The organism is uncultured Microbacterium sp., from assembly GCF_963521645.1.
Lineage (GTDB): Bacteria > Actinomycetota > Actinomycetes > Actinomycetales > Microbacteriaceae > Microbacterium.
The window spans coordinates 1-23,182 of sequence record NZ_CAUQVQ010000030.1 but is presented as its reverse complement, the minus strand read 5'-3'; the positions used below and the strand labels follow the sequence as shown (position 1 = coordinate 23,182).

The window sequence follows — 23,182 nt, the reverse complement described above, 5'->3', positions numbered from 1 at the left end:
AGTCACGCCCCGGTCCGTCGTCAACCTCATTGCAGACCGCGCCGGGCGTCGCGACCATGACACGGTGAACCTACGAAGCGTCCACCCAGGCCGCGCGATCGGCGCGATCACGGCGATCGCACTGGTCGCCGCGATCTCGGGGTGCGGCCTGACCGTTCCGACCGATCCCGACGGGAGCCTGCAGAACGTGTCGGGCGGCGAGCTCAAGGTGGGGACCTCGCCGGATCCGGGACTCGTGTCGGACGACACCGAGCCGCCGACCGGCAGCGTCCCCGACCTGGTGACGGGATTCGCCGACAGCATAGACGCCGACGTCGACTGGACCATCGCATCGGAGGAGACCCTCGTCACGATGCTCGAGCGCGGTGATCTCGACCTGGTGGCGGGAGGCTTCACCGATCAGACGCCCTGGGTCGACCGGGCGGGTGTCAGTCGCGGATACCCGGGCATCGACGGTGCCGACGGTCGATCGATCGTGATGCTCGTGCCGCTCGGCGAGAACGCTCTGCTCAGCGCGCTCGAGCAATACCTCGACCAGGAGGTCGGCGGATGACGCGCGTCACTCGCATCGGTCGTACCGAGCTGCCCGACGAGCAGCAGCGGGCGCTGCGGTCGGCGGTGAGGTGGGAATGGTTCACGATCGCCTACACCTCGGTCACGATCGCGGCGATCGCGCTCGTGGTCGGCAATTCGCAGGCGATGCGCACAGCATGGATCGAGGACATGCTCTCGCTCATTCCCCAGTTCGCCTTCCTGATCGCGCTGATCTTCGTACGGCGTCGACCGACGGTGACGCACCCCTACGGTCTTCACCGGGTCATGGGCATCGGGCATCTCGTGGCCGGCGTGGCTCTGCTGACCGTCGGGCTCAACCTGGCCGTCGAGGCCGTGATCGGGCTCATCGCAGGGGAGCATCCGACGATCGGCACCGTGCAGCTGTTCGGCCAGACGATCTGGCTCGGCTGGCTGATGGTGGCCGTGATGGCGGTCGTGATCGTCGGACCGGTCTTCTTCTACGGCCCGGCCAAGGCGAAGCTCGCACCCGTGCTGCACAACAAGCTGCTGTACGCCGATGCCGACATGGCGAAGGCCGACTGGCAGACCACGGTCGCCTCGATCGTCGGCGTGCTGGGCGTGGGTGCCGGCGTATGGTGGCTCGACGGCGCGGCAGCCCTGGTGATCTCACTCGGCATCATCTGGGACGGATGGCGAAACACGAAGACCGCGGTGATCGATCTGATGGATCAGCGGGCCAGGACCTACGACAGCTCGCATCCGCATCCGCTCGCCCGCGATGTGCTGTCGACCATGCGCTCTCGTCCCTGGGTGAAGGAGGCGGGCGTCCGGATGCGCGACCAGGGTCAGGTGTTCCACATCGAGGCCTTCGTCGTGCCCCGCAAGGGCTCGGTGTCGCTGCAGCAGACGACAGACCTGTCGCAGCGCATCGCTGACCTCGACTGGAAGGTGCAGGAGATCGTCGTCGTGCCGATCGACCGCATCCCGGACGGAGCGGACACGTCAGGGCGACAGTGACGCCGCTACCGGTGGAAGGGGCACCCGCCGGATGCCGGCGCGGACGCCGACCGCACCTTTCCACCGGAGCGGGGCTTGGTCGGCAGGCGCCGGAGGTCGACGTCGAGGCCGTCGTCGAGGATGCGCAGCTCCGGGTCGCTCAGCACGGTGATGGCGGCGGCGAGGCCGGCGATCGCGAGCTTCTCGCCGGGGCACCGGTGGCCGGTGGCGACGTCGGCCCCGCCGTGCGGGATGAACGCGGCGAGCTGTTCGTAGTCGCCGCCGACGTCGCAGAAGCGCTCGGGATCGAACAGCTCGGGCCGTGCCCAGAAGCGGCCGTCGGTGTTGGTGCCGAGGATGTCGAGCACGACGCGGCCTCCTGCGTCGACTCGCTGCCCGTCGAGCTCGATGTCGGCGATCGCCCAGCCCGGCAGCATCGGCACGAACGGAGAGGTTCGCCGGATCTCCTGCGCGAACATGACCGACAGCGGTCCCCCGACGATCGCGCCCCGCTCGGCGGCCTCGGCGGCGATGCGGGCGCGCCACTCGGGGTGCTCGGTGAGCGCCTTCGCCGCGAACGCCACGAAGCGGGCGACCGCGATCATCGGACGGATGCTGTTCTGCAGCTCGACGCCCGCGATGCGAGAGGGCAGCAACTCGCCGTCCCGGTCGCGGTGGTGCGCCCACTGCTCGAGCGCGGTTCCCGGCTCGACCCGGAGTGCGCCGTGCCGGACGGCCTCGATGAGTCGGGCGGAGTGTCGGTCCGACCACCACCGGTTCGCGAGAGCGGCCAGGTACGCGGGCGAGTAGGGCGAGCCGAAGCCGTCGACGATCTGCGCGAGCCGTGCCGCCCAGCGTGTGCGGGCGGCTGCGGTTCCTGGCACGCCCGCCCACGCCATGACCGCGCGCCCCAGCGCGCCGACGGCCGCGTCGTAGGCGCTGCGAGTGCCGCCGTCGAGCCACGCCTGTCGCTCGCTCTGCCACTCGCGCTCGAGCCACGGGGTCAGGCGTGCCACCTGTTCGTCGTCGTAGGCGACGTCGACGAACGTGGCCTTGCGGTGGGTGTGGGCATCCCCGTCGAGGCTGTGCACCGAGCCGTGTCCGAACAGGCTCTCCTGCACGAGCGACGGCATGGCGCCCGCGCGGGCGATGCGGCTCGCGTCGTAGAAGAGCTCGACGCCTTCGACTCCGCGCACGAACACGGTGTCGTCGCCGAGCAGGCGCATCGGAGCCGACCGTGCCCCCGGCCGCACCCGTCGCCAGATCCATGGACCGAAGCCGTAACCGCGGGTGAGCAGCGCGGGAGCGTCGTCGTGTGCGAGACCGCCGAGGCGACGCGCCGCGCGTGCGGGGATGTCGGAGAGTGCCATGCCCCGACGTTCGCAGACGCGTCGTCGTCGTTCCAGGGGGAGGCGCGGATGCCGGTCATGTGCTAGCGCGGGTGTCGCACGTCGTGGCGCAGCGGGGCCGCGCATCCGCCGCGTCAACCCCCTGTGTCGATCGCCTCGCAGACCGCACCATGCTGACAGCGATGCGAGCACACGCGCCCGAGAGAAGGAGCCGACATGGCCAAGAACATCCGCACCATGAACTGCCATCCCGACGACGTGTTCCGCGTGCTGGCGGACGCCTGGCTGTATCCGGCGTGGGTGGTCGGCGCCTCGCGCATGCGCGCCGTGGATGATTCCTGGCCGCAGCCGGGCGCCGAACTGCATCACTCGGTGGGCGTCTGGCCCGCACTGCTCGACGACACCACGGTGGTCGAGGAGTGGGACCCGCCGCACCGGATGGTGATGCGCGCGAAAGGATGGCCGATCGGCGAAGCGCGCGTGACGCTGCGCGTGCGCGATTACGGCGGCGGAGCGATGGTGCGCATCGACGAAGAGCCGGTGAGCGGCCCCGCGACCCTCCTGCCGAGCGTGGTCACCGCTCCCCTGCTGCGCTGGCGCAATGCCGAGACACTGCACCGCCTCGCGTACCTCGCCGAGGGCAAGGCCGACTGAGTCGGATCACCGCCGTGCGCTCGGACGTGCCGTGGAGGCTCGGTGACTCCCGAGCGGCCCGACGCTGGTCGCGAGCACCGACCGGCGCCCGGCGTCTGCGCCGCAGTCAGTAGTCCCAGTCCAGAGGCTCCACGGCGATCGGAAGGTAGCGCGAATCCTCCACGGAGCGTTCGGGTCGCACCGTCACGACGACCCGCGTCGACGAGCAGACGAGGACACTCACCAGGCGATCCCCTGCCATGAAGTCGACGAAGGTCGGCCCCGATTTCGCCGCGCTCTCGATGCGCTCCATCAGGTCCACGAGGTCCTGCTCGGGCGCGAGGATGTACCGATCGTCGTCGAAAGCGATCCGGGTCTGCTGCGTCATGTTCTCCCCATTGATCGGGAGACGAGGAACCGCCCTTTCTGCAAGCGTGAAACCGCCTCTGCACAGAACGCTAGAGAGCACAGCCCGAACCCTGAAGGGCCTTGCATGATCTCCCCGGTCGTGCAACCGACGCGCGAGGCGTTCGTCGGCGGCGCGGGCGACCTCAGCCGGCGTCGGCGCGCGCGACCTCGAGCGACGGATAGTCCGTGTACCCGTCGGCGGTGCGGCCGTAGAACAGCGCGGGGCGCGGCTCGTTGAGCTCGGCATCCTGACGCCAGCGCTCGACCAGATCGGGGTTCGCGATCGCCGGTCGGCCTGCGGCCACGGCATCCGCCCACTCCTCCGATACCAGCGTCTCGGCCTCGTCGCGGGTGGTCGGCGCAGCGAAGCCCGAATTGACGATCATGGGCGCGCCGGCCGTGCGACGGATGCGCTGCACGAGCTCACTCGTCGGCGCGGCGCTGAGCACGTCGATGAAGGCGAGACCGAGGGGGGCGATGCCCTCGGCGAGAGCCAGGTAGGTCGCGAGCGCATCGTCGGCGTCCTCCTCGAGGACGCCCTGGATGTTGTGCTGGGGCGAGAGGCGGATGCCGGTGCGATCCGCTCCGACGGCTGCAGCCACCGCCTCGACGACCTCGATCGCGAACCGTGCGCGGTTCTCGGGAGACCCGCCGTACAGATCGTCGCGGACGTTCGACACCGGCGACAGGAACTCGTGCACGAGGTAGCCGTTGGCACCGTGCACCTCGACGCCGTCGAGCCCCGCGGCGATCGCGTTGCGCGCCGCCTGCGCGAACTGCTCGACCACCTCGGGGATCTCGTCGAGAGTCAGGGCGTGCGCCACCGGCATGGCGGCCTTGCCCTCGGGAGTGTGGGTCTCCCCCGGGGCCGCGAGCGCGCTCGGAGCGACGACGCGCGGCTGCCCCGAGATCGCCGGGTGCGAGACGCGTCCACCGTGCATGAGCTGCATCACGATCGTGCCGCCGGCCTCGTGCACGGCATCCGCGATGCGACGCCAGCCCTCGATCTGCTCGGGTGTCACGATGCCGGGCTGCCCCGAGTACGACTTCCCCTCGGCCGCGGGCCACGTGCCCTCAGTGAGGATGAGGCCGAATCCTGCGCGCTGACGGTAGTACTCCACCATCGTCTCGGTCGGCACGCCGTCGTCGTCGGCGCGGGTGCGGGTCAGCGGCGCCATGACGACGCGGGTGGACAGCGGAAGGGCGCCGAAGACGGCGGACTGGTAAAGGCTCACACTGAGGGCTAAGGCGCGCTGCCCGTCGGGTATTCCCCACTCAGCGAGTCGGCGATCGACCTCAGTGCCGGTCCGAGACGTCGGAGGGCCCGGATGCATCCGCGGCATCCGGTGCGGTCGGTGCGGTCGGCGCCGTGGGAGTCTCGCCGCCGAGGTCGGCGAGCAGGCGTGTGAAGTGGTCGAGATCTTCGGCCGACCATCGACGCAGGCGCTCACCGAGGCGCGCCTCGTACCGCGAGCGCGCAAGCGCGACCCGTTCCTGCGCGAGCGGCGTGGCGACCAGGACCCGAGCGCGGCGATCCTCGGGATCGCGCACGCTCTCGACGAGGCCCAGCTGTTCGAGCTGACGCACCTGGCGGCTCACGGCCGACTTGTCGGTCTGCAGCCGCTCGATGATCGCCCCGGCGGACGTGGCCTTGCCCGTCGCGATCGAGATCAGCACCTGATAGCCCAGCGGCTGGAGGTCGGGATGCACGGTGATGGCCGCCTCGCGCCAGCTCACGCGGATGCGGGCGAACAGTCGTCCGAGCTCGTGCTCCACCCGGGACACGGCCTCATCGAGGTCGGCACTGTCGGAGGCGCTCATGATCCACAGCTTACGGCGAAGCATCCGAACCGCCCGGCCGCTGCCTACCTGCCTACCTGCCTGCCTGCCTACCTACCTACCTGACTGCCTGCTACCTACCCGCCTGCTGCATGCCCGAATCACGGATGCAGGTCGAATCCGTCGGACTCGACCTGCATCCGTGTTCTCAGCATGCACGTGTGCGCACCGCGGATCCGCTCAGACCTCGGACAGAAGCCGGAACACCTTCGACGCGGCGGTGATCTCCTCGGGGGCGAGCTCGGCGAGCACCGCGCGCAGTCGCCATCCGTGCTCCTGCCGCAGTTCGGCGAGCGCGGCCTGCGCGGCCGGTGTCGCCGTGAGCACGCGCAGACGACCGTCGCGCTCATCGGGGCGCGACTCGATGAGACCCAGCTCCTCGAGCGTCCGCACCTGGCGGCTGATGACCGACTTGTCCATCTCGAACCGCTCGGACAGCTCGTGCGCGTTGGCGCTGCCGGCTCGTTCGATGAAGGTCAGCAGCTTGTAGCCGCCGACCTGCAGCTCGGGGGCGATGCGGGCCGCCGACTCCCTCCAGAGCGTCCGAGTCCTCGCGAAGATGAGGTTCAGATGACTCTGGAGGTCGCCGATCGCGTCCTCGAGCTCGGCTGCCGTCACGGCCTCCGTCGTGGCCATGTCAGCCCCTCGGCTCCCGGACCTCGCGGCCGTCTTCGCGCTCGCGATCGATCACGGTCACCGAGCCGGTGGCCGTGGGTGCGGATGCGGATGCCGATGCGGCTCCCACGGTGCGGATGGCGCCCGTGGAGAGGTTGCCGCCGACCTCGGCCTCCGAGACCTCGAGCACCGACTCCTCGGCCTGTGCCCGCAGCTCTTCGGCGGCGTTCCTGGTCGACAGGGGCTTGTTCTTGATGAACGCGATCGCGATGATCGAGATCACCGCGAGCGGGATCGCGATGATGAACGAGTCGGCGATGCCGTGTCCGTAGGCGCTCTCGACGATCGCGCGGATCGTGTCGGGCAACTGGGTCACCTTCGGCACATCGCCCGAGGCGAGATGCGTGAGAGCGTCGACCTCGTCGGGTGTGGTCGGCGTGAAGCCCTTGAGCGCGTCGGTCATGTAGTTCGCGACGCTGGTCGACAGCATGGCCCCCATCACGGTGACGCCGATGGTGCCGGCGATCGTGCGGAAGAAGTTGACGTTCGACGAGGCGGCCCCGAGCTGCTGGGGCGCGGTGTCGTTCTGCACGATGAGGGTGAGGTTCTGCATCACCATGCCGAGGCCGGCACCCAGCACGAACATGTACACCGCGACGAGCAGGAACGGGGTGTCGTAGCGCAGCGTCGCCATGAGCGAGACGCCGACCGTGGTGAGCACGGATCCCGTGACCATCCAGCCCTTCCACTTGCCGAAGCGGCTGACGAGCTGGCCGATGATGATCGAGGCCCCCATCTGCCCGACGATCATCGGAATGGTCATGAGGCCGGACTCGGTCGGCGTGGCACCCCGAGCGAGCTGGAAGTACTGCGCCAGGAACACGGAGGTGGCGAACATCGAGACGCCGATCGCGATGGACGCGACGACCGACAGCGTGAAGGTGCGGTTGCGGAACAGCGACATCGGCACGATCGGCTCCGTGACGAAGAACTCGACCGTGATGAAGGCGGCGATCGCGACGCCGGCGATGACGGCGAGCATGATGCTGGTCGACGAGTCCCAGTCGAACTGGCTGCCTCCCATCGACACCCAGATCAGCAGGGTCGAGACGCCGACCGCGAGCAGCACGATGCCGAAGTAGTCGATCGAGACCTTGCGATCACGCTGCGGCTTGGGCAGGTGCAGCGTGAACTGCAGCAGCACGAGGGCGAGAAGCGCGAACGGCACTCCCACGAAGAAATTCGAGCGCCACCCCCACACGTCGGTCAGGAGCCCGCCGAGCAGCGGGCCGCCGATCGTGCCGAGGGCCATGATCCCACCGACGACGCCCATGTACTTGCCGCGCTCGCGCGGCGAGATGATGAGGGCCACGGCGATCATGACGAGCGACATCAAGCCGCCGACGCCGATCCCCTGGATCACGCGAACGCCGATCAGCATGTTCGTGTCGGTGGAGAAGCCGGCGATCACGGTGCCGGCGGTGAAGAGGATGAGCGAGATCTGCACGAGGATCTTGCGGTCGACGAGGTCGGCCAGCTTGCCCCAGATCGGGGTGGAGACGGCGGTCGCCAGCAGGCTCGCGGTGATGACCCAGGTGTACTGGGACTGCGTGCCGCCGAGGTCGGCGATGATGACCGGCATCGACGTCGAGACGACGGTGCCCGAGAGCACGGCGACGAACATGCCGACGACGAGGCCGGAGATCGCGGTGAAGACCTCGCGAGGCGACCGCACCGCCTCGGGGGCGGACGTGTGTGAAGTGGTGGTCACAGTGGGAGAGCTCCTGTGTAGAAAGTTGATTGGTGTCAACCATATCTTGATCGTTGATTTAGTGCAACTGTCGATGCTGGTCAACTATTCCCGCAGACGCGCTCGACGACGATGTCGGAGGTCCGTGCGACCATCTGCCCGTCGAGAGGAGCCGCGATGCGGGGCGAAGCCACCGTGCTGCACGCCGACCTCGACGCGTTCTACGCCTCGGTCGAGCAGCGCGACGCGCCTCACCTGCGCGGCAGACCGGTGATCGTGGGCGGCGGGGTCGTGCTCGCCGCGAGCTATGAGGCCAAGGCCCGTGGGGTGCGCACCGCGATGGGCGGACGCCAGGCGCTGCAGCTCTGCCCCGACGCCACGGTCGTGCCCCCGCGCATGGACGCCTACAGCGCAGCCAGCAAAGACGTGTTCGCGATCTTCCGGGACACGACGCCGCTCGTCGAGGGCATCTCGATCGACGAGGCGTTCCTCGAGGTCGGCGGCCTGCGCCGCATCTCCGGCACTCCCGAAGTCGTGGCGGCACGTCTGCGTGAGCGGGTGCGCGCCGAGGTGGGGCTCGCGATCTCGGTCGGGGTCGCCCGCACGAAGTTCCTCGCGAAGGTCGCGAGCGCGGTCAGCAAGCCCGACGGCCTGCTCATCGTCGACCCCGATCGCGAGCAGCAGTTCCTGCATCCGCTCCCCGTCGAGCGCCTCTGGGGCGTGGGCGCCGTGACCGCCGAGAAGCTGCATCGCCTCGGCATCCACACGGTCGGTCAACTCGCCGAGCTCGAAGCCGCGACCGCCGAGAGACTGCTGGGGTCGGCGACCGGGGGCCACCTGCACGCGCTCGCACGCCTCCGCGACCCTCGCCCCGTCGACGGCACGCGACGACGCGGATCGATCGGATCGCAGCGCGCTCTCGGCACCACGCCGCGCTCGGCGGAGGAGCTCGACGTCATCCTGACCCAGATCGTCGACCGCCTCGCCCGGCGGCTGCGCGACGGCGAGCGCACCTGCCGCACGGTCGTGCTGCGTCTGCGCTTCGGCGACTACACGAGGGCCACACGGTCACGCACGGTCGGCGTCGCCACCGTGCGCACCGCGACGCTCCTCTCGGTGGCACGCGCACTGCTGGCGGCGGCGCTGCCGCAGATCGAGGCGAGAGGGGTGACCCTGATCGGCGTCTCGTTGACCCAGCTCGATCGAGCGGCCCATCTGCAGCCCGAGCTGCCGATCGACTGGGGCGACGGCGAACGCATCGACACGGCCCTCGACGCGATCCGCGACCGCTTCGGCGCGCAGTCCCTGGGTCGCGCCACCCAGCTCGGCCGCGATCCGGGGTGGTCGACGCCGGTGCTGCCCGAGCACGAGTGAGAGGTCACTCCTGCTCGGAGCGCGCTCCGGTGATCCGATCGACCGCGTCCTCGACCTCCGCGACACCTCTGGGCTCGTCGTCGAGAGCACGGTGGATCGACACGCCCTCGATCATCGCGTCGAGCAGCCGCGCCGTCTCGGGGTCGAAGTGCCGTTCGAGCGCGGCGCGACTCCGCTTCATCCAGGCCGTGGTCAGCGCGCGATACGACGGTTCGCGTGCGGCGAGCGTGTAGAGCTCATGCGACAGCACGAGCTCGTTCCTGCCGCGCGCCACATCCTCGAGGATGATCGCGACCACCGCGGCGCGGGCGGATGCGGGATCGGATGCCGCCTCCATGCGCTCCTCGAAGCGCGAGCTCACCACGGTGGCGAACCGTGTGAACGCCTCGTGCAGCAGCTCGTCCATGCCCGCGAAATGGTAGGTCATGGATCCCAGCGGCACACCGGCGGCGGCGGCGATGCGGCGATGCGAGGCCCCGGCGACCCCGGACTCGGCGATCACGTCGAGGCACGCGCTGATGATGCGCTCGCGGCGTTCCGGGTCGTTGCGGCGACCGCTGCGGGTTCCGGCGGCAGGCTCAGACGACACTGTCGCTTCCGATCGTCCGCACGACCCGGGCGGGGCTCCCGACGGCGACGACGCCGGCGGGGATGTCCTTGGTGACGACCGAGCCGGCGCCGATCACGCTGTCGTCGCCGATCGTGACTCCCGGGCAGACGATCACTCCGCCGCCGAGCCAGACGTTGTCGCCGATCGTGATCGGTTCGGCGGCCTCGAGCTTGTCCCGCCGCATGGTCGGATCGATCGGATGCGTGGGCGTGAGCAGCTGCACGTTGGGACCGATCTGGCAGTCCGAGCCGATGGTGATCGCCGCGACGTCGAGCGCCGTCAGGTTGAAGTTCACGAACGTGCGGGCTCCGATCGAGATGTGGTCACCGTAGTCGACGTGCAGCGGTGGCCGGATCGCGACCCCCTCACCCAGATCGCCGATGAGGTCTTCGAGCCATCCGCGAGCGGCGGGGTCGCCCGCGAGCGTCTGCCGCCGGTAGAGATCGGCGAGCCGGGCCGCCCGCGCCGATCGCCGCTCGATCTCGGGGTCATCGGCGATGTACAGGTCGCCCGCGAGCATGCGCTCCCGGTTCGTGCGCGGGTCGCCTGCGAAGTAGTCCGTCGTACCGTGGTCCGTCATGTGTCGAGGATACCCGATATGCGTACGACCGTACCCATTCGGATCCGGTCCCGGCCGATGAAAGAATGGAGGGATGTCCCCGACACCCCCGCGGCGACTGCTCGCCTCGGTGCGCAGGATCCTGCACACCGACCCTTCCGCCGTCGCCCACACCGAGGCGATGCCCGTGATCGACGAGCACACGGTGCCGCGGGTGCTCGACCTCGCGACGCGCATCGGCGAGGCGATGTTCGCGGTCGGCGCCTCGGCGCACGAGGTGACTCTCGCGATCGTCCGCGTCTGCGACGCCTACGGCATGCGCGGCGTGCAGGTCGACGTCACCTACAACTCGATCACGGTGTCCTTCCACCTCAGTGGCGAGGTGTGGCCTGAGACCCTGGTGCGTGTCGTGCGTGTGGCCGCGCCGGACCACGACAAGCTCCAGCGGGTGCAGGCCCTGGTCGCCGACATCTCCGGCGGCCTCGATCTCGAGTCGGCGCGCACGGCGTTCCGCGTCATCCGTCGCGTGCCGTTCCGCTACCAGCAGCCGGTGGTCGTGGTGGCACGCGCACTGCTCGCAGTGGGAGTCAGCATCATGCTCGGCGCCTCGCCGCTGATCGTCGGCCTCACCTTCATCGCGGCTCTGGGCGCAGCGGTGACGCAGGCCGGTCTCGCACGCATCCGCGTGCCGCTGTTCTTCAGCCAGATCGCCGGGGCATTCGTCACGACCGTGGTCGCGGTCGCCGTGTCGGCGCTGGGATCGGCAGGCGTCGAGCCGTTCGTCGGCATCCGCCCGTCGATCATCGTCGCCTCGGGAATCGTGCTCATGCTGGCGGGACTCACGGTGGTCGGCGCGGCACAGGACGCGATCGACGGCTTCGCACTCACCGCGGGCGGGCGCATCCTCGACCTGACCATGCAGACGCTCGGCGTCGTGATCGGCATCCTGGTCGGCCTCCAGCTCGGCAGCGTGCTCGGATTCACGATGGACCTGCCCGACGACCCTGCACCCTTCGGACCGCTTCTGAACCAGTTCGCGGGAGCGATCATCATCGCGGTCGCGGTCGCGGTCTTCAACGGCGCGGGAACACGCATCATCCTGGTGAGCGCGCTGCTGAGCGCGATCACGATCGCCGGATACTCCGGCATGGTGTCGCTGCAGCTGCATCCCGCAGCGGCGAGCGCGATCGGAGCCCTGCTCGCGAGCTTCGTCGGCGTGATGATCGCCCACAATCTGCACGTGCCGTCGGTGGCAGTGACGACCGCGGCGATCGTGCCGCTCGTGCCCGGAGTCGCGGTGTTCCAGGGCCTGCTCGAGATGGTGCATGCGGCAGGCGCCGGCACCGGCGTGCTCGGCATCGGCGGCTCGCTGGTCGACGCGGTCGTGATCGGCGTCGCACTCGCCTCAGGCGCGTCGCTCGGCCTGTATCTCGGAACGCCGGTGCGAGCCACTCTGAACGGCGTCACGAAGACCCGGGCCCGCGCGCGACGCTGAGCACGCGACGGCGATCGTGCGGGCACGTCATGCCGCACAGCCCCTGCCCAGCCGTTGATCTGCTGCCGACCAGGCGCGGGGAATGCCGCTCGCGTACCATCGAGGCAGGACGCTGACACAGCACCGCGGCCGGGACGACCCGGACGCCTCTCTCATCGGGGACGGCCCCGCCTCGAAGGAGCTGCAGATGTCTCACCCCACACCTCCCCGCCTGGTCGGCGCCGGCGACATCGGACGGATCGTCCTCGGGTGGGGCGCCTTCGGCGTCCTGCTGCTGATCCATCCCATGATCGCCGCGCCGGCGCCTGTGCCGACGCTCATGATCGCGCTCGCGCCCATCATCGCCGTGATCATCGCGTGCGCGTTCGGCGTCGTGAAGCAGGCGGAAGCACTGGCCCACAGACTGGGCGATCCCTACGGGTCGCTCGTGCTGACCCTCTCGATCGTGATGATCGAGGTCATTCTGATCTCGGCGGTCATGCTCGGCCCCGGCGAGCACGCGACGATCGCCCGCGACTCGGTCATGGCGGTCGCGATGATCATCCTCAACCTCGTGATCGGGCTGTGCCTGCTGCTCGGCGGTCTGCGCCGCGGCGGGATGGCTCACAACCGCACCGGCACCTCGGCGTATCTCGCAATGCTCATCGTGCTGAGCGCACTGGCCTTCGCCCTCCCCGCACTGATCGGCTACGCCGGTTCGTACACGCCGGGGCAGGCGATCCCGATCATCGTCCTGACGCTCGGCCTGTACGCGTTCTTCCTGTATCGGCAGATGGGGTCTCAGGCCTCCGACTTCACCGAGGTCGATCCGCGGCTGCACCTGCCCGCCGCGCACGAGGAGACGCGATCATCGAGCGGGATCGCCGCCGTGCTCAGCGAGAATCGCCGTGAGGTCGTCGTCAGACTCGCCCTCCTCGTGATCACCGTCATCCCGATCGTGCTGCTCTCGCACGACATGGCCGCCCTGCTCGACGACGGACTCGGACGCGTGGGCGCTCCGCCCGCCCTCGCCGGCGTGCTGATCGCGATGATCGTCTTCCTTCCCGAGTCGATCACCTCGGTGCGCGCGGCGCTCGGCGGAGAGGCCCAGCGGGTCAACAACCTCTGCCACGGCGCGCTCGTCTCGACCGTGGGGCTCACGATCCCGGCTGTGCTCGTCATCGGGATGCTCACCGGCCAGACCGTGATCCTCGCCGAGTCCCCCGCGAATCTGCTCATGCTCGGCGTCACGCTGCTGCTGTCGGTGACGACGTTCGGCGCCAAGCGGGTCACCGCCATGCACGGCGCCGCCCACCTGGTGACGTTCGCGGCGTACGTGCTGATCCTGTTCAGCTGAGGTGGTGCGGGTGGGGAGGCGACGCGCCACCCGCACGACCGCGACGGCGGCCGGGTTGAGCCTCGTGGTCACTCGTCGCCGGCGCCTGGGCGCCGCGTCTGCAGTGCGCGTTTTCGGAATGCCGGAACGGTGGTTGTGGTGTTCCGGAATATACGTTTCACTTCCGCGCCCAGCCGTCTACTCTGACGCGAGAGCCCGACTGCAGGCTACTGACATCCACGTTCCGGGGGGATCGCATGGTGGAAAGAACCGTCCGGAATTGGAACATCAATAACAAGACCACTTCTGTGTTCAACAAGGGAAATACGGAAACCTCCTACGGGTACTTCACTTCGGGCTTGACGAAGGTGGGAACCGCCACGTGCAACTGAGTTCACCCGCGTGCCGCCGCCACGTCATCGGTTCGGCGGCGGCTTGTGCCGGCGTACTGGGGCTGTTGGCGGGCTGTACACCACCTCAGCCTGAGCCGACGCCGATCGTCGTGCAGAATCAATCGACGTGGGCGATGCCTCTGGATGAGTTCAAAGTCTTCGACCCGTCGCTGAGCAACTATGCGGAACAACTGTTGATCGCGAAGTGTCTCGAAGGTCAGGGCTATGAGTGGCCCGTACCGTGGCAAGACACCGATTTCGCTCAGACTGAGACAGTCAACGACTCGGCTCTCAAGATCTTCAATCTGGACATCGCGCGCCGATTCGGCTATCACGACGCTCCGCCACCGAACCCGGCCGACGTCGTCGCGTGGACGGAATTCACGACGTGGGCGAATGCCTATGACCCCGATGAACAGTTTCGATCACGCTTCGATGGCTGCGGTGAGGACGCGCGTAGCGACAAGACGGTCGCAGCCGCGGACGGCTTGAACTACATCGCAAGTCTCGAGATCCAAGCGCGCGATGAGGTTTCGTCGATGGATGCCGTGCGCGATGCAGCGCGGATGTGGAGGTCTTGCCTCTCGGAGTTCGTCACCTTCGAGCTGCCGAACGACCCATGGGGTGAGATGCCGACTCTTGAAATGGCGCAGCAGTACGGAATCTATGGCCACAACCTGACCGAGGTCGCATCGCCGGACGAACTGTCCGCTGCCGAAGCCGACGCTCGATGCCGTGATTCCAGCGGTTACACCGAGGCCCGGTATCGAGCCGAATGGTCGGCCCAAGAGACTCTTGTCACGAACAACCGCGACAAGCTCGACCGAATCCGAGACGAAGCGGTCGCTCATACCGATGAACTGAAGACCCTGATCGCTCAGAACGCACCGACGAGATGAAAGGAGCTGAGTTCACATCCGTCGAGATCGAGCACGAGATCGCCCCGCCTCCTCGGAGGCCGGTCAGGAGGAGGATGACGCCTTTCGTCATCCTCCTCTCGGCTCTTCTCGCACTGGGTGCGGGGTGGGCACTTGCAACGATCTTCCAGTCACCGGCCCAGCGCGATGCGGCGACTGCTCCGCCTACGTCGGGCCCGATTCTCGCTACGGTCACGACGGGCAAGCTGGTCCAGCAGACAGTCTTCTCCGGACGCGTGGTGGCCGAGAATGAGGAATCCGTGAGCTTGGCGGCCCCGAGCGGAGCGTTGCGCTCCGTGATCACGGGACGCCCGGTGACTCAGGGGACGGCCGTGAACGCCGGTCAGGTCTTGACTGAAGTCAATGGACGACCGGTATTCGTCGTACAGTCCGCGTTTCCGTTCTACCGTGATGTAGGACTCGGCGACCAGGGTCCCGACGTCGTCGCCATCCAGGAGACACTGAGGCTTCTGGGGTACTCGCTTCACGCCGACGGCGAGTTCGGCGTGCGCACCGAGACAGCTGTTCGGGACTGGTACTCCCGGAACGGCTACACACCCGCCACGCGAGACGGTGAAGACGAGACGAGCGCACGCACGCCGAACCCCGACCCGAGACACGAAGGCCAACAGGTGGGCGACGGGTCGGGAGCGACCCCTGCGATGAGCGCCGCCTTCGTTCCCTTCGCCGAGATAGTCGGCGTCGGAGTTCTTCCCTCTGCGTCGCTGAGTGCGTTGCCGGTGGGCGCTGCAGTAGGCGCTGACGGCGAGACGGACATCGTTCTCGGGTCGACGACGACCATAGTGACCCTTGAGGCCGCACCCGCGGATCTGGCTCACATCGTTCAGGGAAGCGAGGTGTCGATCGAGATTGGCGGCCAGGTGTCGAAGGGGAGCGTATCGAGCATCGAGCCGAGCGAATCACCCCCGCAGGAAGAAACGGCGGCTGGTCGGGAAGGGAGCGAGGACACCCCTGGCACGTCGATGGTCACGGTGATCCCCTCAGACCCGATTCAGGCATCCACCGCACAGGTGCGGGTCGTCTCTTCGCAGATCATCGTGGACCAGGATGCGCTTCTGGTACCCACGATCGCGGTGATCGACCGCGGCGACACGAATCAGGTGGTCATGGTCAGGCGATCGGGCGGTGAGTTCACCGAGGTCGAGGTCACGGTCCTCGGAACTCTCGATGGCAGAGCAGCGATCGTGCCGTTGTCCCCATCGTCGATTCAGGACGGTGATCAGGTTCGGGTGGGCTCATGACGTTGATCGAACTACGACGTGTCTCGCGGATCTATACGCCGCCGCGGGGCCCTGCGGTCCAGGCATTGCGTGATGTGTCGTTGACGATCGACGAAGGCGAGTTCGTCGCCATCGTCGGCCCTTCCGGTGGCGGCAAGAGCACTCTGCTGAATCTCCTCGGACTTCTCGACGACCCTTCTTCCGGCGACTATCTCCTCGCCGGAAGAAGACCGGGCCCGGTCTCCCACGGTGCCGCAGCGAGGTTGAGATCCCGGCACATCGCGTTCATCTTCCAAGCCTTCCACCTGTTGGAGCAGCGCCCCGCGATCGACAGCGTCGGACTGAATCTCCTGTACCGCGGAGTCGCATCGCGCCGGCGACACCACGAATCGGTCCGCGCTCTCAGGGCGGTGGGCTTGGATGACGCTGCGTGGCAGAACACGTCCACCCTCTCCGGTGGGCAGCGTCAGAGGATCGCGATCGCGCGCGCGATGGCGGGTGACGCTCAGCTCGTCCTCGCGGACGAGCCCACAGGCAACCTCGATTCAGTCAACACAGAACTCGTTCTCGACGAGCTCGCGCGAGTGAACAGAGCTGGCGCCGCGGTCGTCATCGTGACTCACTCTCCCGAGGTCGCGGCTCGCGCGGATCGGATCATCCGCATCTCGGATGGCGAGGTGGTCTCTGACACGGGCTCTCCAGCCACAAGAGAGACCCTCGCGAGCGGGCTGACCGGCGAAGCCGCGGAGCCGCAGGACGATGCGAAGGCCGCCATTCGCTTCAGAGACATGTTGGCTGATGCCTGGGCCTCGATGTCGTCGCGGAAGAACCAGACACTCGCGCAGTGTGTCGCCGTGACGATCGCTGTCGCGCTGTCGATCACGACTCTCGGGCTGACGGCTTCCGCCCACGCCCAAGTCTCTGAGACATTCGATGCTCACCTCAACCGCGAGGTGACCGCTCGGTGGGCTACACCCTTGCCGTACTCCACACCGCTCGCCGATGTACCTGCGACGGCACGAGCCGTGGCGGGAGTGGATGCCGCCGCGGTCGTCATCGACCTGCCCGCGACCGCGGTGTCGACGGCCGCAGCGACCGCACAGGTACAACCCCACATCGTGGTGGGTGATCTTGCAGAGGCAGTGAGGGCAGAAATCGACGACTCGCGATGGCACCGCGGTCCTCTACTGCCGGGCGAGGCCTACATCGGCGATCTGCTCGCCCAGGATCTCGAACTCGGCGACGTCGCGTCGGCTCCCACCATAGAAGTGTCTGGAGAACGGTACGTGGTCGCCGGCGTCATCACTGAATCCCCACGACTCCCGCTCTTGAGGGGCGAACTCGTGCTCGGCGCGGACGCGTCGAGCATAGACACCATGGCACCGGGGGCCACGCTGCTCGTGACCACGGTGGCAGGCGCTGCTCCTCAGGTCGCGTCGCAGCTTGCTCGCGCACTGAACCCGTTCGCTCCGGACGAGATTTCGATCATCGCTCCCTCGGATGACAGCCGATTGAGGGTTCAGATCGAAGCCGGCGTGCAGACGACGCTCGTTGCCTTTACGCTTCTTGCGATACTCGTCGCCATCGCAGCTCTGATCAACACGACTCTCATGGGTGTCGGCGCCCGCAGAGGCGAGATCGGGCTACGGAAAGCGCTCGGTGCGACGGAGCGCGACATCGGGATGCTGACCACGGTCGAAGCCGTGTACGTCGGCATCCTGGGTGGAGTCGGTGGTCTCTTCGTCGGCATGATGGCCATCCTGACGGTGACGATCAGCCAGCGGTGGGCGCCGGTCTTCGATCTGATGTTGATGCCGCTCGCCGTCGTGCTCGGCGTCGTCGTGTCGAGCATCGGTGGGGCCTTCGCATCGATCCGCGCAGCCAGGCTGCGTCCCGCGGAGAATCTTCGGGCGTCCTGAACTCGGCCATCCGTCAGGCCGGAGGACCCCCACCACCACCGGCAGCGCCGGGCAATGTCGGCGGCGCGCTCCTCACATACGGGCGTATCTCGCGCGCGCGATGCAGAACAGGCCGTAGAGCACGAGCCCGGCACCCACGACCCAAAGGATCACGACGCCGAAGGGCAGACCGGCGAGTGCGCGCAGCGCGGAGTCCAGCCCTCCCGCGGTCTCCGGGTCGTGCGTGAGCGCTGCCACGACGAAGAGCACCCCCGCCACACCGATCGCGATGCCCTTGGCGATGTAGCCCGCGATGCCGAACGCCTCGATGCCGCGTCGGGCCGTGCCGCTGGGCGGCGCGAGCTGCGTCATGAACGCCTTCGTGGCTCCTCGGACGATGAAGGCGATGCCGATCGCGGCGACGACGAGGCCCACGAGCACGAGCAGCACGACTCCGGCCGGCGCCGACAGCAGCTGAGCACTGAACGACTGTGAGGACTGCGAGGACTGCGACTGCCCGCCCAGCGCGTACACCAGGGCGGTCGCGCCGATCGCGAGGTAGGCGACAGCGGTGCCTGCGGACTTGATGCGATGCGCCCACTTCTTCTTCGCGTCCGGATCGCTCTCGACGATCGCTTCGGCGACCTGCCAGACCGCGAGGGCGAGCAGGCCGAGCACGATCAGCCACAGCAGGAAGATCCCGGCGGGAGTCTGCTGGATCTGCTGCAGGGCCCCGCCCTGGTCGGCGCTCCCCCCTCCCCCGCCGGTGGCGATGGAGATCGCGATCCCCCCGATGAGGATGTGCAGGATGCCGAGCACCACGTAGCCGACTCGGGCCAGGACGCGGAACGTCTTGGAGTCCTGGGCGGCCCGAGCCGTGGATGATGCCGATGCACCGGTGTTCATCATGTCGCGCTTCTTTCGATGGGTTGCTGACTGATCGACGCGTCGTCCGAGGGCGGCGTGTGCGCACGCGCCGCCCGACGGGTGCGCCAGAGGGACATGCAGGCCCACACGATCGTGGCGACGGCGACGCCCTCGAGCATGCCGGCCACCACATCGCTCACCCAGTGGGCATGCAGATAGGTGCGGCTCCACATCATCGTGAGCACCCACACCAGCCCCGCCGCCCACACGTACCACTGCCGGAAGACGAGCGCCAAGACCATCACGACGGTGGTCGCGACGGCAGTGTGTCCGGACGGGAACGAGGTCGCCACGCTCTCGGCGAGCGAGTCCTCCGGTCGCGTGCGTCCGATCACGGCGGCCATGCTCGCGCCGATCGCGACCACGACCACCATCGCGACCGCGAGCGTCGCGGCGTCCCATCCGCGTCGGCGCCAGAGCAACCAGGCGATGAGCAGCGCTCCGATCACGATCATCCCGACCGTGCCGCCCACGACGGCGGGGACCCACGCCACGAACAGCCACACGTCGCTGGTGAGATCGCCCATCAGGTCGTTCCACCAGTGGTCCACCGGGAGCGGTTCATGACCACCCACCGCCACGACGGCGCGCAGCGCGATGAAGGCGAGGGTCGCCGCGGCCCCCCAGACGAGGGCCGTCGTGCCGCGTGCGGCAGCTGCCACGATGGGTCAGGCGAGAGGGTCGCTGTTGCGCATGCTGCGGCGCGTGACGCGCTCGCCGGTGGCCGGGTCGACGGCCGTGCGGTCGACCGTCTCGGTGCGGCGGCTGCGCATCACGAGCACAAGGCTGATGAGGAAGACGATCGCGCCGGCGATCATGAGGATGTAGCCGATCAGGTCGAGGTCGACGTAGCCGCCCGTGTCGATGTTGAGCGCGAAGACGAGGATCGCTCCGATGACGACGAGCGCGATTCCGGTTCCGATTCCCATGTGTCCATTCCTCCCCGAGCCCGCCCCTGCGGTCTCGCGTCCCCCACCATATGGTCAACAGGCACTGAGTCAGTAGTCATGGACACGGCACAGCGTACGTGGTATGGATGGAGACGATGTCTGAGCTCGAACGCCGTGTGGCCATCTTCGCCGCCCTCGCCGATCAGACTCGCCTGCGCATCGTCGATCTCCTCACGCTCGGCGACCTCTCCTCCTCCGAGATCGGCTCGACCCTCGCCCTGCGCTCGAATCTCATCGCCCACCACCTCGGCGTCCTGGAATCCGCGCACATCATCACGCGCACGCGCTCCGATTTCGACCGTCGGCGCAGCTATATCGGCCTGCGCCCCGAGATCTTCGACACTCTCGCCCCGCCCAGCGTCGAGCCGCCCCGCCGCGTGCTCTTCGTGTGCACCGCGAACTCGGCACGATCGCAGCTGGCCGAGACGATCTGGCGCGATGTCAGCCCGATCGAGGTCGCATCCGCCGGCACCCGCCCCGCGGCGTCCGTGAGCCCCCTGGCGGCGGCGACGGCCCTGCGGCACGGCCTCGCGATCGATTCGAGCCGCCCGCCCCGCCACATTGACGAGGTCCGCGCCGACGGGGATCTGGTGATCACGGTGTGCGACGACGCGCACGAGCGCCCGCACATGCGCGACGACCTGCACTGGTCGGTGAGCGACCCCGCCCGGATCGGCACGCCCGCCGCCTTCGACGAGGCGTTCGACACCCTGCAGCTTCGGATCCGGGCGCTCTCCTCTCGGCTCATCGCGGCCTAGGCCCCCGGCGCGACAGGCACGCCCCGGTGACCGACGCCGCCGCGCGCGGGGTCAGAGCTCGACGGGCGGATCCGGCTCGGCGTCCGCGACCTCCGGATGCCGTGCGAGATTGACGACCGCGGCGACGAGTCCTCCCCACACCGCGACCATCGCGACGATCATCATGACGATCGCTGTCGGAGTCATGCGCTCGCTCCCTTCTCAGCCGTGGCCGTCGCCGCACGATCCGCGCCGTGCACCGCCGGAATCGACGATGTCTCGGGATCCGGTTCATACTCCTCGTCGACCAGGAAGCCGTCGTACTCCGGATCGTCCTTGGCGTGCGAACGCCCACCCCACGGCAGCGCCGACAGCAGCAGAGCGATCACCACCAGGGCGATCACCATCCCCCAGCCGAACACCCCGACGAACCAGCCGGGATATCCGCCGTAGGGCTCGGAGATCTTGGCGATGAGCTCGGTGACCAGCAGGTACCCGAGCACCAGCGGCGCGAGTGCGCCCACCAGCAGCATCCAGATGCGCCCCACGCGGAAGCTCGAGCGACGGTCGAGGTGATCGACGAGCGCCGGGAGCTTGTGCAGCAGCCAGGCGACGACGACGACGGCGACGAGCGCGACCGCCATGATGCCGAACGCGTTGACGAACGCATCGGCCGTGTCGAGCACCGACAGAGCGGTCGTCGTCGAGAACAGCGCCATCGAGATGACCGCCAGCGGGATCGCCACCGTCAGCGTCGTGCGGATGCGCGCCCAGCCGAGCTTGTCCTGCAACGCGGCCACGATCACCTCGAGGATGGAGATCAGCGAGGTGACGCCCGCGAACACGAGGGCGCCGAAGAACAGCACTCCGATGATGGAGCCTCCCGCCGCCTGCGACACGATCGTCGGGAACGCGATGAAGGCGAGCCCGATGCCCGACGATGCGACGCCCGCGACCTCGGTGCCCTGGGCCTGTGCCATGAATCCGAGCGCGGCGAACACGCCGATTCCCGCGAGGATCTCGAACCCGGAGTTCGCGAAGGCCACGACGAGACCGGAACCCGTGAGGTCGGTCTTCCGCTTCAGGTACGACGAGTACGTGACCATGATGCCGAAGGCCACCGACAGCGAGAAGAAGATGTGGCCGTAGGCCGAGGCCCACACCGCCGGGTCTGCGAGCGCTTCCCAGTTCGGCGTGAAGAAGGCGTTGAGTCCGTCCATCGCTCCGGGGAGGAAGAGCGACTGCACCACGAGGATCGCGAACATCACCGTGAGCAGCGGCATCAGGATCATGTTCGCTCTGCCGATGCCGCGCTTCACGCCGAGAGCCATGATGATGATGACCACCAGCCAGACGACGACCAGCGGGATGCCGACCTGCGGCACGAACTCGGTCGAGACCCCCACCTCGGCGACATCGGCCGAGCGGAGGAAGTCGATGAAGAAGAAGTCGTTCTCGTTGCCCGGTCCCCACGTGAGCTGGGCCGAGAACCACGTGTACATCGCAGCCCACGCGATGATCACGGCGTAGTACACCGCGATGACCACACAGATCAGCACCTGCCACCATCCGAGCGGTTCGGCTCGGCGGTGCATGCGCCGGAACGCCAGCGGTGCCGAACCGCGGAAACGGTGTCCGATCGCGTAGTCGAAGAAGAGCAGCGGGATGCCGGCGGTCAGCAGCGCGCAGAGATACGGGATGAGGAACGCGCCCCCACCGCCCTCGTACGCCACATACGGGAACCGCCAGATGTTGCCGAGTCCGACGGCAGAGCCGATCGCCGACAGGATGAACACGTTGCGCGAACCGAATGCCTCGCGTTGGGGAGTCTGCGTCGTTGCGGTGGCCATGCGCCGAGGATACCGGAGTTCGGTCATGCCCCTCAGGCGGTCTGCCGCACGGCGGACTCGCGCACACGGAACCACATCGTGAGTTCCATGAGCGCGCGACCGATCATGTCGTGATCCCCCATGCGCAGGTCGTCGAACGAATCGCGGAACCCTTCCGCATGCCCGGGGTCCGGCGCGACGAGGGCCTGATACCCCATGGTCCACTCCTCGAACCGTCGCTCGTGCAGCGGCTCCTCGAGCAGGATGCGCACATCGGTGTGGCGGGGATCGCGTCCGATCCTCTCCATGAGCTGCTCGACGTCGTGCCGGTCCCCCTCGAGGATCTGCACGAACTCCCCGTCGCGGTAGAGCAGCATCCCGGTGATGCCCTGCGCATGGTTGTGCTCACGACTCCCGGCGAGGAGCTCGGCGAGCTCGACATCGTCGAAGGGTCGCGTCGCCGTGCTGCAGTAGACCAGCGAGAACAGAGCGTGATCCACGGTCATGCCGTCCCTTCCTCGTGCTCGCCGTCAGCGAGGGAGGAGACGTCGGAGTCAGCAGCCCCCGTCACCGCCGCCATCGCCCTGTGGTGGTCGTCGTAGTCGCCGACCGGGCGCGATGCGGAATCGAAACCGCGCCACAGGCCGTCGGCCCGACGATCGACGTAACCGAGGAACGTGCCGTCCCTGCTGCCGACATAGAACCCGTCGGCCACGCTGGCCCACAGGGCCTGACGGTGCGAGAGAGATGCTGCATCCATGACATCAAACTAACCCGGGAGGGCGCCGGATCCACGCCCCTCGACGGCGGCGGGGATCAGTGATATTGCGTC

At 68.2% G+C, this 23,182-nt stretch carries 25 protein-coding genes; 10 read left to right on the top strand and 15 right to left on the bottom strand.

What is annotated here, in order from left to right:
- Nucleotides 1–64: 64 nt before the first annotated feature.
- Entirely contained in the window at nt 65–553 is a 489-nt protein-coding gene (locus RWO82_RS08815) for a hypothetical protein (protein WP_314425799.1), read from the top strand.
- Complete coding sequence (locus RWO82_RS08810) at nt 550–1,533, top strand: cation transporter (RefSeq protein WP_314425796.1); 984 nt, start codon at nt 550–552, stop codon at nt 1,531–1,533. The genes RWO82_RS08815 and RWO82_RS08810 overlap by 4 nt, the downstream gene beginning before the upstream one ends.
- A gap of 5 nt (nt 1,534–1,538) precedes the next feature.
- Here RWO82_RS08810 and RWO82_RS08805 read toward each other — a convergent pair whose 3' ends face one another.
- Complete coding sequence (locus RWO82_RS08805) at nt 1,539–2,882, bottom strand: cytochrome P450 (RefSeq protein WP_314425794.1); 1,344 nt, start codon at nt 2,880–2,882, stop codon at nt 1,539–1,541.
- Nucleotides 2,883–3,077: 195 nt separating this feature from the next.
- On the opposite strand from RWO82_RS08805, the gene RWO82_RS08800 reads away from it, so the two are divergent.
- Nucleotides 3,078–3,515, top strand: a complete 438-nt coding sequence (locus tag RWO82_RS08800; protein ID WP_314425792.1) for an SRPBCC family protein — start codon at nt 3,078–3,080, stop codon at nt 3,513–3,515.
- A gap of 106 nt (nt 3,516–3,621) precedes the next feature.
- Here the strand turns inward: RWO82_RS08800 and RWO82_RS08795 are convergent, their stop codons facing one another.
- The 5 genes from RWO82_RS08795 to RWO82_RS08775 form a co-directional block, all read right to left on the bottom strand.
- On the bottom strand, nt 3,622–3,882 hold the full coding sequence (locus tag RWO82_RS08795; protein ID WP_314425791.1) for a hypothetical protein: 261 nt from the start codon (nt 3,880–3,882) through the stop codon (nt 3,622–3,624).
- A gap of 163 nt (nt 3,883–4,045) precedes the next feature.
- Complete coding sequence (locus RWO82_RS08790; RefSeq protein ID WP_314425790.1) at nt 4,046–5,137, bottom strand: alkene reductase; 1,092 nt, start codon at nt 5,135–5,137, stop codon at nt 4,046–4,048.
- Nucleotides 5,138–5,198: 61 nt separating this feature from the next.
- Entirely contained in the window at nt 5,199–5,723 is a 525-nt protein-coding gene (locus RWO82_RS08785) for a MarR family transcriptional regulator (RefSeq protein WP_314425788.1), read from the bottom strand.
- 198 nt (nt 5,724–5,921) lie between these two features.
- On the bottom strand, nt 5,922–6,377 hold the full coding sequence (locus RWO82_RS08780) for a MarR family transcriptional regulator (protein ID WP_314425787.1): 456 nt from the start codon (nt 6,375–6,377) through the stop codon (nt 5,922–5,924).
- Nucleotide 6,378: 1 nt separating this feature from the next.
- Nucleotides 6,379–8,127 (bottom strand): DHA2 family efflux MFS transporter permease subunit, encoded by a 1,749-nt coding sequence (locus tag RWO82_RS08775; protein WP_314425786.1) that lies wholly within the window; start codon nt 8,125–8,127, stop codon nt 6,379–6,381.
- 156 nt (nt 8,128–8,283) lie between these two features.
- Between RWO82_RS08775 and dinB the strand changes: the two genes are divergently transcribed.
- Nucleotides 8,284–9,480 carry a DNA polymerase IV gene (dinB, locus tag RWO82_RS08770; RefSeq protein ID WP_314425784.1) on the top strand — a complete coding sequence of 399 codons (1,197 nt, stop codon included), beginning with the start codon at nt 8,284–8,286 and terminating at the stop codon, nt 9,478–9,480.
- Between the two features lie 4 nt (nt 9,481–9,484).
- Here dinB and RWO82_RS08765 read toward each other — a convergent pair whose 3' ends face one another.
- Both RWO82_RS08765 and RWO82_RS08760 read right to left on the bottom strand, forming a co-directional pair.
- Nucleotides 9,485–10,069 (bottom strand): TetR family transcriptional regulator, encoded by a 585-nt coding sequence (locus RWO82_RS08765; protein WP_314425783.1) that lies wholly within the window; start codon nt 10,067–10,069, stop codon nt 9,485–9,487.
- On the bottom strand, nt 10,059–10,670 hold the full coding sequence (locus RWO82_RS08760) for a sugar O-acetyltransferase (protein ID WP_314425780.1): 612 nt from the start codon (nt 10,668–10,670) through the stop codon (nt 10,059–10,061). Before RWO82_RS08760 ends, RWO82_RS08765 begins: the two co-directional genes overlap by 11 nt.
- 73 nt (nt 10,671–10,743) lie before the next feature.
- On the opposite strand from RWO82_RS08760, the gene RWO82_RS08755 reads away from it, so the two are divergent.
- From RWO82_RS08755 to RWO82_RS08735, 5 genes are all read left to right on the top strand, one after another.
- Nucleotides 10,744–12,144 (top strand): threonine/serine exporter family protein, encoded by a 1,401-nt coding sequence (locus RWO82_RS08755; protein WP_314425777.1) that lies wholly within the window; start codon nt 10,744–10,746, stop codon nt 12,142–12,144.
- 187 nt (nt 12,145–12,331) lie between these two features.
- Nucleotides 12,332–13,480: a calcium:proton antiporter gene (locus tag RWO82_RS08750; RefSeq protein ID WP_314425774.1), complete on the top strand. Its 1,149-nt coding sequence runs from the start codon at nt 12,332–12,334 to the stop codon at nt 13,478–13,480.
- Nucleotides 13,481–13,841: 361 nt separating this feature from the next.
- Entirely contained in the window at nt 13,842–14,750 is a 909-nt protein-coding gene (locus RWO82_RS08745; protein ID WP_314425771.1) for a hypothetical protein, read from the top strand.
- Complete coding sequence (locus tag RWO82_RS08740) at nt 14,747–16,030, top strand: peptidoglycan-binding domain-containing protein (RefSeq protein ID WP_314425769.1); 1,284 nt, start codon at nt 14,747–14,749, stop codon at nt 16,028–16,030. Before RWO82_RS08745 ends, RWO82_RS08740 begins: the two co-directional genes overlap by 4 nt.
- Nucleotides 16,027–17,928, top strand: coding sequence for an ABC transporter ATP-binding protein/permease (locus RWO82_RS08735; protein WP_314425767.1), 1,902 nt, complete (start codon nt 16,027–16,029; stop codon nt 17,926–17,928). The genes RWO82_RS08740 and RWO82_RS08735 overlap by 4 nt, the downstream gene beginning before the upstream one ends.
- A gap of 72 nt (nt 17,929–18,000) precedes the next feature.
- Here the strand turns inward: RWO82_RS08735 and RWO82_RS08730 are convergent, their stop codons facing one another.
- From RWO82_RS08730 to RWO82_RS08720, 3 genes are read right to left on the bottom strand one after another with little or no spacing between them, the layout of a single operon-like run.
- Nucleotides 18,001–18,816 carry a DUF1206 domain-containing protein gene (locus tag RWO82_RS08730; protein WP_399540740.1) on the bottom strand — a complete coding sequence of 272 codons (816 nt, stop codon included), beginning with the start codon at nt 18,814–18,816 and terminating at the stop codon, nt 18,001–18,003.
- Nucleotides 18,813–19,496 carry a phosphatase PAP2 family protein gene (locus RWO82_RS08725; protein ID WP_314425765.1) on the bottom strand — a complete coding sequence of 228 codons (684 nt, stop codon included), beginning with the start codon at nt 19,494–19,496 and terminating at the stop codon, nt 18,813–18,815. The genes RWO82_RS08730 and RWO82_RS08725 overlap by 4 nt, the downstream gene beginning before the upstream one ends.
- Nucleotides 19,497–19,502: 6 nt before the next feature.
- Nucleotides 19,503–19,763 carry a DUF6458 family protein gene (locus RWO82_RS08720; RefSeq protein ID WP_314425762.1) on the bottom strand — a complete coding sequence of 87 codons (261 nt, stop codon included), beginning with the start codon at nt 19,761–19,763 and terminating at the stop codon, nt 19,503–19,505.
- 116 nt (nt 19,764–19,879) lie between these two features.
- Between RWO82_RS08720 and RWO82_RS08715 the strand changes: the two genes are divergently transcribed.
- Nucleotides 19,880–20,542 carry a helix-turn-helix domain-containing protein gene (locus RWO82_RS08715; protein ID WP_314425760.1) on the top strand — a complete coding sequence of 221 codons (663 nt, stop codon included), beginning with the start codon at nt 19,880–19,882 and terminating at the stop codon, nt 20,540–20,542.
- Nucleotides 20,543–20,593: 51 nt separating this feature from the next.
- Here the strand turns inward: RWO82_RS08715 and RWO82_RS08710 are convergent, their stop codons facing one another.
- From RWO82_RS08710 to RWO82_RS08695, 4 genes are read right to left on the bottom strand one after another with little or no spacing between them, the layout of a single operon-like run.
- Nucleotides 20,594–20,728, bottom strand: coding sequence for a methionine/alanine import family NSS transporter small subunit (locus tag RWO82_RS08710; RefSeq protein WP_314425758.1), 135 nt, complete (start codon nt 20,726–20,728; stop codon nt 20,594–20,596).
- Complete coding sequence (locus tag RWO82_RS08705; protein ID WP_314425756.1) at nt 20,725–22,371, bottom strand: sodium-dependent transporter; 1,647 nt, start codon at nt 22,369–22,371, stop codon at nt 20,725–20,727. Before RWO82_RS08705 ends, RWO82_RS08710 begins: the two co-directional genes overlap by 4 nt.
- Nucleotides 22,372–22,403: 32 nt before the next feature.
- Nucleotides 22,404–22,856, bottom strand: coding sequence for a BLUF domain-containing protein (locus RWO82_RS08700; protein WP_314425753.1), 453 nt, complete (start codon nt 22,854–22,856; stop codon nt 22,404–22,406).
- Nucleotides 22,853–23,110 (bottom strand): hypothetical protein, encoded by a 258-nt coding sequence (locus tag RWO82_RS08695; protein WP_314425749.1) that lies wholly within the window; start codon nt 23,108–23,110, stop codon nt 22,853–22,855. Before RWO82_RS08695 ends, RWO82_RS08700 begins: the two co-directional genes overlap by 4 nt.
- Between the last annotated feature and the right edge of the window lie 72 nt (nt 23,111–23,182).